The organism is uncultured Stenotrophomonas sp. (genome assembly GCF_963519925.1).
Taxonomy (GTDB): Bacteria; Pseudomonadota; Gammaproteobacteria; order Xanthomonadales; family Xanthomonadaceae; genus Stenotrophomonas; species Stenotrophomonas maltophilia_AE.
In genome coordinates, this window is sequence record NZ_CAUQPH010000125.1 from 1 (window position 1) to 10,590 (window position 10,590).

Annotated in this window: 10 protein-coding genes and 1 pseudogene; 1 reads left to right on the forward strand and 10 read right to left on the reverse strand. The window is 67.2% G+C overall.

What is annotated here, in order from left to right; genetic code table 11:
- The 10 genes and pseudogenes from RWO33_RS16410 to RWO33_RS16455 all read right to left on the reverse strand — a co-directional run.
- Positions 1-250, reverse strand: a pseudogene (locus RWO33_RS16410) (glutamate 5-kinase); the annotation flags it as partial.
- 13 nt (positions 251-263) lie between these two features.
- Entirely contained in the window at positions 264-524 is a 261-nt protein-coding gene (locus tag RWO33_RS16415; RefSeq protein ID WP_145480105.1) for a YciI family protein, read from the reverse strand.
- A 59-nt stretch (positions 525-583) separates the two neighbouring features.
- Positions 584-1,879: an argininosuccinate lyase gene (argH, locus tag RWO33_RS16420; RefSeq protein WP_314106237.1), complete on the reverse strand. Its 1,296-nt coding sequence runs from the start codon at positions 1,877-1,879 to the stop codon at positions 584-586.
- A gap of 12 nt (positions 1,880-1,891) precedes the next feature.
- Complete coding sequence (argC, locus tag RWO33_RS16425) at positions 1,892-2,863, reverse strand: N-acetyl-gamma-glutamyl-phosphate reductase (RefSeq protein WP_314106238.1); 972 nt, start codon at positions 2,861-2,863, stop codon at positions 1,892-1,894.
- Positions 2,860-3,459: a GNAT family protein gene (locus RWO33_RS16430; protein WP_314106239.1), complete on the reverse strand. Its 600-nt coding sequence runs from the start codon at positions 3,457-3,459 to the stop codon at positions 2,860-2,862. The genes argC and RWO33_RS16430 overlap by 4 nt, the downstream gene beginning before the upstream one ends.
- A gap of 4 nt (positions 3,460-3,463) precedes the next feature.
- Positions 3,464-4,792: an acetylglutamate kinase gene (locus RWO33_RS16435; protein WP_314106240.1), complete on the reverse strand. Its 1,329-nt coding sequence runs from the start codon at positions 4,790-4,792 to the stop codon at positions 3,464-3,466.
- A 72-nt stretch (positions 4,793-4,864) separates the two neighbouring features.
- Positions 4,865-5,953, reverse strand: coding sequence for an acetylornithine deacetylase (locus RWO33_RS16440; RefSeq protein WP_314106241.1), 1,089 nt, complete (start codon positions 5,951-5,953; stop codon positions 4,865-4,867).
- Positions 5,954-6,071: 118 nt separating this feature from the next.
- On the reverse strand, positions 6,072-7,268 hold the full coding sequence (locus RWO33_RS16445; protein WP_314106242.1) for an argininosuccinate synthase: 1,197 nt from the start codon (positions 7,266-7,268) through the stop codon (positions 6,072-6,074).
- A gap of 90 nt (positions 7,269-7,358) precedes the next feature.
- A complete protein-coding gene (locus tag RWO33_RS16450) occupies positions 7,359-8,369 on the reverse strand; it encodes an N-acetylornithine carbamoyltransferase (protein WP_145480092.1) in 1,011 nt (336 codons plus the stop codon).
- Positions 8,370-8,694: 325 nt separating this feature from the next.
- On the reverse strand, positions 8,695-9,255 hold the full coding sequence (locus tag RWO33_RS16455; RefSeq protein WP_145480090.1) for a hypothetical protein: 561 nt from the start codon (positions 9,253-9,255) through the stop codon (positions 8,695-8,697).
- A 195-nt stretch (positions 9,256-9,450) separates the two neighbouring features.
- Here RWO33_RS16455 and cysS point away from each other — a divergent pair.
- On the forward strand, positions 9,451-10,590 hold a 1,140-nt coding region (cysS, locus tag RWO33_RS16460; RefSeq protein ID WP_314106243.1), incomplete at its 3' end, for a cysteine--tRNA ligase.

Genomic DNA, 10,590 nt, shown 5'->3' on the forward strand with positions numbered 1-10,590 from the left:
TCGCCGCCCCGGCTTCCAGCGCCCGCGGCACGATCGCGCGCCCGGCCGCCACCGCGCCGGACGACACGATCACGACCTCGCGCCCCGCCAGTACATTGGCGGAAACGAACTGCGCCAGCCCCAGCGCGTGACGGGGCGACAGCCCACCGCCATCGGCCGCCAGCAGGCTGCTGCCGACCTTCAGGACGGCGCGCTTCCAGCCAGGCACCGGCTGTTCGGGGAACGGGGACTGCACGGGCGTGGGGTGCATCGCGGGGGCTCCCTCAGCGGGTGGACCATTCGTGGACGGTGGCGGTGGCGCTGCCCAGGGTCATCAGCGGATCCGCGTCGACGATGGCCTGCGCGGCGGCGCGGTCGGCCACGTTGTGCAGCACGTAAGCGCCGCCGGTCTTGTCGGTGAACCCGCCGGTGATGAGCAGCTGGTCGCGGGCGCGCACCTCATCGAGAAAACGTGCGTGTTCGGCACCCGCTTCATCACGGAACGCAGGCGTGCGGGTAACCAATACGAGGTAGCAGATCTTCATGCGGAACTCCGTTGATTGATGCCAATACAGGAACGGCGGCCAGTGGCCGCCGTCCTGCGTTACGCCAGTGCTGCCCAGCGGGCGCGCAGTTCGTCGAGCCGCAGGTCCGCGGCCGCGCCGGGCGACACGCGCGCGGCCAGGCTGCCTTCCGGAGTACGTCCCTGCCCGGCGGTATCCGAGGACGCAGCCGCCGCCTTGTAGGCCTCGCGGAACGGGACGCCGGCCACGGCCGCTTCCACGGCCACGTCGGTGGCGTACATGCCCGAATCGATGGCAACGCGCAGCTTGTCTTCGCGCCATTCCAGGTTGGCCAGCAGCGCCGGCAGCAGTTCCAGCGCGGCCAGGCCACGACCGAAGCCGTGGAAGATGGCGCCCTTGCTGCCCTGCAGGTCGCGGTGGTAACCGGACGGCAGCGACAACAGCTGCTCGATCTCGGTACGCGCCGCAGCCACGCTGGCGTGGGTGGCGCGCATCAGTTCGATCACGTCCGGGTTGCGCTTGTTGGGCATGATCGAGCTGCCGGTGGTGTACTGCGCCGGCAGCGCGACGAAGCCGTACTCGCCGCTGGTGAACAGCGACAGGTCCCAGGCCAGGCGGCGCAGGTCCAGGGTGGCACCGCCGAGCGCTTCCAGTGCGGCCAGCTCGAACTTGCCGCGCGACAGCTGCGCGTAGATCGGCGAGATCTGCATGCGCGCAAAGCCCAGGGCCTGGGTGGTGTGGGCGCGGTCCAGCGGCAGGTTCACGCCGTAACCGGCCGCCGTGCCCAGCGGATTGGCATCGACCAGCGCGAAGATGTCGTGCGCGCGCACCGCGTTGTCGATGAAGGCTTCAGCCCAGCCGGCCCACCACATGCCCGCCGAGGACACCACGGCGCGCTGGATGTGGGTGTAGCCCGGCACCGGCAGGTCTTTCTCGGCTTCGGCGCGATCCAGGGCGACCTTGGCTACTTCGCGGCTCAGCGCGGAAACCTGCAGCAGCTTGTCCTTCAGCCACAGCCGGGTGGCGACCAGGATCTGGTCGTTGCGGCTGCGGCCGGTGTGGATCTTGCGGCCGGCATCGCCCAGGCGTTCGGTCAGGCGCGCTTCGATCGCCGAATGGCAATCCTCGAAGCGCTCGTCGAGCACGAACCCGCCGCTGCGGAAATCGTCGGCCAGCACGTCCAGCTCGCGCTGCAGATCGCCGCGCTCGGTGGCGGTGAGGATGCCGATGTTCTCCAGGCCCTGCGCGTGCGCCTTGCTGGCCTGCACGTCGTACAGGAAGAACTCGCGGTCGAGGATGACGTCATCGCCGGCGAGGAAGGTCTGGATTTTCGCATCCACCGCTACGCCGGGCTTCTGCCAGAGAAGGTCTGCCATGTCTTGCTCCAATCAATGCGGAATCGAGGTCAGTTCATCCAGGCCCAGGGCCAGGTTGAGGTTCTGCATGGCCTGGGTGGCCGCGCCCTTGAGCAGGTTGTCCAGCGTCGCCACCACCACCACGCGCTTGCCGCCCGGGGCCACGGTGAAGCCACCGATCTGCACGCCGTGGCGGCCGGCGATGCGGCTCACCCACGGCGCTTCGTCGATGACCTCGACCAGCGCTTCATCGGCGTAGAAGCGCCGGTAGGCGTCGACGATCTGCTCGCGGCCCAGCGGCTGCTGCAGCCACAGGTTGACGGTCATGGTGATGCCACGGAAATGCGGGGCCACGTGTGGCATGAACTCCACCGGCACGCGCAGGTGCGCGCTCACTTCGCGTTCGTGCACATGGTTGGTGAGCGCGTACGGCATCAGGTTGTCGCGCAGCAGCTCGGGGTTGTTCTTGTCCGACGGGGTGGTGCCGGCGCCGGAATAGCCGGACACGCCGAAGCACTGCGGCGGACCGGCCAGCTGGTCGAGCAGCGGGCTGATCGCCAGTTGCATCGCGGTGGCGTAGCAGCCCGGGTTGCTGATGTGTTTCTGGCCACGGTAATCGCCGCGGGTCAGCTCGGGCAGGCCGTAGTACCAGCTGCCTTCGAAGCGGTGGTCGGCCGACAGGTCCACGATCACCGTGTCCGGGCGCGCCGCGTCCAGCGCTGCGACGAACGGGGCGGACAGGTCGTTGGGCAGCGCGAGGATCACCGCGTCCGCACCCTTGGCGGCGACGGCGTCGGCGTCCAGGTTCTCGAAGTAGAGCGGGGCCCTGCCCTGCTGATCGACGTCAGGGTAATGCGCGTCCACGCGCTGCCCGGCCAGCTCGCGCGAGGACACGAAGGCCAGCGCCAGCTGCGGGTGCGCGGCGATCAGCTTGATCAGCTCGGCACCGGTATGGCCTCGGGCACCGACGATGCCAATGGTGAAAGTTGTCTTGGAAGTGCTCATGCGTGTGCGTCCAGGCGGTCCTGCAGGTGGCGTTTGACCTCCGGCCACTCCGCGTCGGTGATGGAAAAGATGACGGTATCGCGCGCGCTGCCGTCCGGGTGCCGCTTGTGGTTGCGCAGCACGCCGTCCTGCCGGGCGCCAAGTCGCGCGATCGCCGCGCGCGAGGCCGTGTTGAGGGTGCTGGTTTCCAGTACCACGCTGATGCACTGCAGCCGTTCGAAGGCGTGGCGCAGCAGCATCAGCTTGGCCTCGGTGTTGACCCCGGTGCGCTGCGCGCTGCGTGCATACCAGGTATGCCCGATGCTCAGGCGCGGCACGCTTTCCTCGAGATCGTAATAGCGGGTGGTGCCCACCACCTGGCCGTCGCCATCCAGCACCGCGAACGGCAGCGCCTTGCCTTCGGCCTGCGCCTTCAGCGCCGCCTGCACGTAGGCGGTCATGCCCTTGGCGTCGGGTACGTAGGTGTAGCTGAGCTGCGACAGCGAACCATCGCCCAGCGCGCCGCGCAGGCCGTCGATATGCCCCATCTGCAGCGGCTCGAGGCGGACATGCCGGCCGTCGAGGGTGGGGACGCGGGTCCAGTCGGCGTGGTTCACCGGGTCAACCCTCCAGGCTCGGGGTACGCGCGGCGCAATGGTCGACGTAGGTGCGGATGCGATCGAAGCCGTCGGCGCCGAACCAGAACACCTTCCAGTGGTCCTGCTTGTAGCAGCCGTCGGATTCGGCGTAGTAGAAGTGGTTGATCGGGTTGCCGTGGCGCGAACGCCAGAACAGCTGCGGGGTCTCCTCCAGCATCACGTTCCAGACCGCGCGGCCCAGGCCTTCGCCCTGTGCGTCGTCGAGCACGGCGAACTTGTCCAGGTACACGCCTTCGGCCTCGTCGGTAAGGATCACCGCGGCGCGGTAGTTCTCGCTGACATAGGCGCGCAGCAACCGGGTCTTGTCGAAGTAGTCCGGCACCAGCGTGCGGCCGAAGCTGGACTCGATCAGGCCCTTCAGGCGCGGCAGGTCCAGTTCGTCCCAGGAGGTCGCACGCAGCACCTTCTCGCCCTTGCGCACCAGCGTGCCCGAGCCCTTGTGGGTGAACAGTTCCTTGGCCAGGTCGGCCGGACGCGTGATCGACACCGACGACTCCAGCGGCAAGCGGTCCAGCAGGTCCTTGATCTGTTCGATCTTGACCCGCATGCCACCGTGGATCCACGGCTGCTGCATCAGCTGGTCGTATTCGGTGGAGAGGTTGATCGAGTCGATCACCCTGCCCTCTTCATCCAGCAGGCCGCCGGTGCCGGTGAGGAAGATGATCTTGTACGGCTGCAGCTCCTGCACCAGCTCGTTGGCGGCGAAGTCGGCGTTGACGTTGAGGATCTGGCCGCAGCGGGTTTCACCCAGGCTGGTGATCACCGGGATGGAACCGGCGCGCAGGCTGGCTTCGATCGGCGCCAGGTTGACCTTCTTCACTTCGCCGACCAGGCCGTAGGTGTCCTGGTCCAGGTACTCGGCCTCGAACACGCCGCCGGTGATCGAAGTGGCGCGTGCACCGTTCTGCTGCAGCGCTTCGACCAGCTGCAGGTTGGAGGCCTGGAACACCCGGCGCACGATCGCCAGGCCTTCCGGCGAGGTCACGCGCAGGCCGTTGACGGTCTGCTTGACGATGCCGGCGGCGGACAGCTCGGCATCCAGCTGCGGGCCCGCACCGTGCAGCACGATCGGGGTCAGCCCGACTTCCTGCAGGAACGACAGCGACGACGTCAGCGCGTCGAGGTCGTCACGCAGCACGGCGCCGCCGACCTTGACCACGGCGAAGCGCTTGGCATCCACCTGCGAAAAGCGCTTGAGGTACTGGCTGATCTCCTTCGCGCTGGCCATGCTGGAAAGCAGGCGCACGATGGTCTGGCGGGTCTGGCGGTGGGGCTGGAGGGCAGGAGACATTTCGGTTTCGTCACAGGCGGCGGTCGCCGCGTTGCAGGTCCGCCCGGCAGTGCCGGACGGCATGTTCAAGGGTCAGGCGCCGGCGCTGATGATGCGGTGCACGGCGTCGGTGTAACGCTGCAGCTGCTCCAGCGTCACGAACTCGTCGGCGGTGTGGGCCTGGGCGATGTCGCCCGGGCCGTACACCAGGGTGGTGTAACCGCTGGCCGAGAACAGCGAGGCCTCGGTCCAGAAATCCACCGCGTTGCCGATCGGCAGGTCCAGCGCATCGGCCACGTCACGCGCGGCCAGGCGGCGGTTCTCCGCTTCGGCAATGTCGCCGGCCGGCAGGCTGGGACCACGGAAGGTTTCGGTGAACACCGCCGCTTCCGGTTCGGCGAAGCCGGCGAAGGTGGCCAGCAGCGCGTCGATGTCCATCGACGGCAGCGGTCGGAACCCGAAGCGCAGCTCGGCCGCCGGGGCGATCATGTTGGCCTTGATGCCGCCTTCGACCCGGCCGATGTTGAAGCGCAGGCCGGTGAGGCCGCCGAAGCGGGCATGCGCCAGCGATTCGACGTGGTCCAGCGCGCGGTTGCCCCAGCGCATGGCTTGGTGCAACGCGCTGGCGGCCGCGTCCTGCTTGCCGGAGGCATGCCCGGCACGGCCGGCGAAGTGCATCAGCACCGAGCTGATGCCACGGTGCGCGAGCACCGCTTCGCTCATGGTCGGCTCTGCCACCAGCACCGCTTCATACGGAATGCCACGGGCGAGGAAGGCCGCGATGCAACGCGGATCGTTGGCTTCCTCGTCGCTGGAAAACAGGAACGCCGCGTCGCCGTCGCTGGCATTGGCCGCGGCCACCAGTGCGGCGGCCGCGCCCTTGATGTCGCATACGCCAAGCCCGATCACCCGATCATCGGCACGCCGCATGACGTGCGGGTCGGCGCTCCAGTGCGGGGAATCGGGCACGGTGTCCAGGTGCACGTTGAACAGGTACTTCGGCGTGCCGCGCACCGCATACAGGCTGACCGCACCGTCGCCGTGGTCGATCACCTCCACGTTGAACCCGGGCAGGTTCGCGCGCAGGTAATCGAAGATGCCACCGGTGGTGATCGCACGCGGCGGGTTGCGGGTGTCGAACGACACCAGTGCCTGCAGGTGATGGAGCGTCTGTTCAAGCATTGATCAACAATCCTTCAGAAACACGTTGCCGACTGGAGAAAAGCCCCCTTCTTGTTGAAGGGGGCGCGCCAACGGCGCGGGGTCAAGGTGGAATGCCACCCCGGAGGTCAACCGCGGCTCAACCGCGGTTGACCTGCGCGTACAACGTCGAGCTCATGCCGAACAGCTTGATGAAGCCCTCGGCTTCCTCCACGCCCCAGTCCGCCGACTGCGCGTAGGTGGCGCCCTTGGTGTTGAGCAGGTGCGGCGACTTCACCGCCACCGCGTCCACGCGGCCGCCACGGGTTTCCAGCACCACTTCGCCGTTGACCTTGGCCTGCGAGGACTTCAGGAACGCCTCGATGTCAGTCTTCAGCGGGTCGTGGTAGAAGCCTTCGTACACCAGCTCCACCCACTTGCGTGCCACGTCCGGCTTGAAGCGGTTCTGCTGCTTCGTCAGCACCGCGTCTTCCAGCGCGCGGTGCGCCGTCAGCAGCGAGACCAGGCCCGGCGCTTCGAACACGATGCGCCCCTTCAGGCCGATCACGGTGTCGCCGGTGTACACGCCACGGCCCACGCCGTACGGCGCGAACAGCTTGTTGAGCTGGGCCAGGATCTGCTCGCCCGGCAGCGCCTTGCCGTTGAGTTCCACGGCTTCACCTTCGACGAACTTCAGGGTGACGTTCAACGCCGCTTCCGGCCACTCGCTGCGCGGTGCGCACCAGCCGCGGGCGCCTTCACCCGGCGCTTCCCAGCGGTCGATCTCGCCGCCGGACATGGTCAGGCCGAGCAGGTTCTCGTTGATGGTGTAGGCCTGCTGCTTGGCGCGCACGCCGAAACCGCGCTCTTCCAGGTACTTCTGCTCGTAGGCGCGGGTCTGGGTGTGTTCCTTCTGGATCTCGCGGATCGGCGCGACGATCTGGTAGTCGCCCAGCGCCTTTACCGCCAGGTCGAAGCGGACCTGGTCGTTGCCCATGCCGGTGCAGCCGTGGGCAATGATGTTGGTACCCAGTTCGGCGGCGCGCTTCAGCGCGGCATCGACGATCAGGTAGCGGTCCGACACCAGCAGCGGGTACTGGCCCTGGTAGCCTTCACCGGCCCACACGAACGGCTTGACGAAACCGGCCCAGATGGCCGGGCCGCCGTTCACGGTGACGTGGCTGGTCACGCCGAGTTCGGCGGCGCGCTTCTCGATGTAATCGCGCTCTTCGTCATCCACGCCGCCGGTGTCGGCGAACACGGTGTGCACGTTGTAGCCGCGCTCCTGCAGGTAGGGCACGCAGAAGCTGGTGTCGAGTCCGCCGGAGAAAGCCAGGACGATGTCTTTGTTGGTCATGGGGTGGGATCCGATGTTGGGGGTTCTGTGTTTTTCGTATGGGACCGCGAAGCCACGCAGGGCGTGGCTCTACGTGTGGTGGACCGGGGCTCAGCGGCCAGCTACGGCAGCCATGATCGCCTTCTGCACGTGCAGGCGGTTTTCCGCTTCGTTGATGGCGATGCACTGCGGCGAATCCATCACCGCGTCGGTGGCCTTGACGTTGCGGCGCAACGGCAGGCAGTGGCTGAACACGCCGTTGTTGGTCATGGCCATCTTTTCTTCGTCGACGATGAAGTGCTTGTACTGGTCGCGGATCGGCTTCTCCGGTTCCCAGTTGCCGAAGAACGGCAGCGCGCCCCAGCTCTTGGCATAGACCACGTCGGCGCCGCTGTAGGCGCTGGCGATGTCATGGCTGATCTTCAGCGAACCGCCGTTCTCGGCCACGTTCTGTTCGGCCCAGCCCATGTAGCGGTCGTCGAGGATGTAGTCGGCGGTCGGGCACAGCAGGGTCACGTCCATGCCCATGCGCGTGGCGATGGTCAGCGCGGAGTTGGCCACGGCGGTGTTCAGCGGCTTGGGGTGGTAGGTCCAGGTCAGCACGTACTTCTTGCCGCGCAGGTCCTGGGTGCCGAAGTGTTCCTGCAGTGCCATCACGTGGGCCAGTTCCTGGCACGGGTGGGTGATGGTTTCCATGTTGATCACCGGGACCGGCGAATACTTTGCGAAGCTGTTGAGCACGATGTCCTGGCGGTCGTAGGCCCAGTCCACGAACTTCGGGAAGGCGCGCACGGCGATGATGTCGCAGTAGCGGCCCAGCACCTTGGCCACTTCGGCGATGTGCTCTTCGGTGTCGCCGTCCATCACCGTGCCCAGGTTGAACTCGATCGGCCACGCGTCCTTGCCCGGCTGCAGCACCACCGCGTGCGCGCCCAGCTGGAACGCGCCCAGCTCGAAGCTGGTGCGGGTGCGCATGGACGGGTTGAAGAACACCAGGGCAATGGACTTGCCCTTGAGCTGATCGCCCAGCTTGTTGCGCTTGAACAACGCGGCCTGGGTGAGCAGGGCGTCGAGTTCGGGGCGGCTCCAGTCCTGGGTGTTCAGGAAGTGCTTCAGGGACATCGGGTGATCTTTTGAGGCGGGCGATTGGGGAAAAGGGAAAGGGGAAAAAACCTGCAGATGAAACTTTTCAGAACGTGGAAACGAAAAAACCCAGCCGGGAGGCTGGGTTTTCCGAACAGACAGCACGAAGCTCCGGTTACCCAGCGAAAATGTGGGGTTCCGGTCGGCGGGCACGCGACGTCATGCCCGTAGCCATACGGGCGGCGCTGGTGTCGTGCTGGAAATCGGTGAGTTTCATGGCCGCCCATCTTTACATGCGAGGGGGGTGCGCGCAAGCCTGAATCGCGATTCAGGCGGGTAGGTATCGACCGTTGGTCGACACGCGTCACGGATTGGCGGCGCCGCCCTGCTCCGGCCCGACCCACGGGGTGATCGACACCCGGATCTTGAGCCGGTTGCCCGGGTCTTCCGGCAGGCGGGAGCGGTATTTGGTGCCCTTGTAGACGTAATCCACGTCATAGGCGATCGGGCGACGGAACTCGCGGCCGACCGGGATGATCCGGCAGTCGCGGGTCAGCAGCGGCCCGTTGTTGCTGGCCGGGGCCTCCACCACCGGGGCCATCTCCTCGACGCTGCCGTCCTCGCGCTTGAAGATCGACCGCACCGAGTCCATGAAGCGGCCGAAGCGGCCCTTCTCTTCCTGGGGCTCTTCGCCGGTGACGTTGACCGGGGCCAGGGTCCGGGTCGACACCGGCTCGCAATGCTCCTCGGTGCGGGTCGCGCGCAGGGTCTGGAACACCGGCTCCACGTTGAGGACCTGCGCGTAGTCGAACTTCACGTTCTCCACGATCACCACCCGGTTACGGACCTCGGCTTCCTGGGCGCACGCCATGAAGGCGGCGCTACCCAGCAGGCAGGTCAGCGTCAGCAACGAAGCGGATTTCATTGGCAACTGGTTCGAGGACAAGGGGGATAGTGTAGGCAGTGACAGGCACAAGGGGCTGAACATTACCCTTCCACGACGCATCTGCCCATCCCGGACGGTGCCGTTTCCGACCCATTGGCCGATGCGGGACCGGCGCGTGGCGCCGATGTGATCTAAAATCGGGGGCTTGCCCCTACCCCCCGGCCCTACGCCCCCATGACCCTGCGCCTGCACAACAACCTGACACGCCAGCTCGAACCGTTCACGCCGCTCGATCCGACCTGTCCGACCCTGTATGTGTGCGGTCCCACGGTCTACAACTACGTGCACATCGGCAACGCGCGCGGGCCGGTGGTGTTCGGGGTGCTGGCAGACCTGCTGCGGCGCCGTTTCGGCGGCCTGCGCTACGCCCGCAACATCACCGACGTGGACGACAAGATCAACACCGCCGCGCGCGAGCAGGACGTGCCGATCTCGGCCATCACCGACCGCTTCGCCGCCGCCTACCGTGAAGACATGGCCGCACTGGGCGTGGTGCCGCCGGACATCGAGCCGGAAGCCACCGCTCACATCCCGCAGATCATCGCGATGATCGAGCAGCTGATCGCCGCCGACCACGCCTATGCGGCCGAGGGCCACGTGCTGTTCGCGGTGGCCTCGTTCGCCGGGTACGGCAAGCTGTCCAACCGCGACCCCGAGGAAATGCTGGCAGGCGCGCGCGTGGACGTGGCCCCGTACAAGCGCGACCCGGGCGATTTCGTGCTCTGGAAGCCGTCCAGCGACGACCTGCCCGGCTGGGACTCGCCCTGGGGCCGGGGCCGCCCGGGCTGGCATATCGAATGCTCGGCGATGGCCGCCGCGCACCTGGGCCCGACCATCGACATCCATGCCGGTGGCGTGGACCTGCAGTTCCCGCACCACGAGAACGAGATCGCGCAGAGCGAGTGCGCGCACGGCGGGCAGACCTTCGCCCGGTTCTGGCTGCACAACGGCATGCTCAACTTCGGCGGCGCCAAGATGAGCAAGTCGATCGGCAACATCGAACGGGTCCACGACCTGGTGCGCCAGCATGCGCCGGAGGCACTGCGCTACGCGCTGCTGTCGGCCCACTACCGGCAGCCGCTGGACTGGTCCGACGCGCTGATCGAGCAGTCGGTGCGGACCCTGGACCGCCTGTACGGCACCCTGCGCGACCTGGCCGACGTTACCGCGACCCCGGCCATCCCGGCCGCGATCGAGGCCGCGCTGGACGATGACCTGAACACCCCGCAGGCGCTGGCCGAGCTGGCCCGGCTGGGTGCGGAAGCCCGTCGCGCCGACCCCGCCGACAAGGCCGGCTGGAAGGCGGCCCTGCTC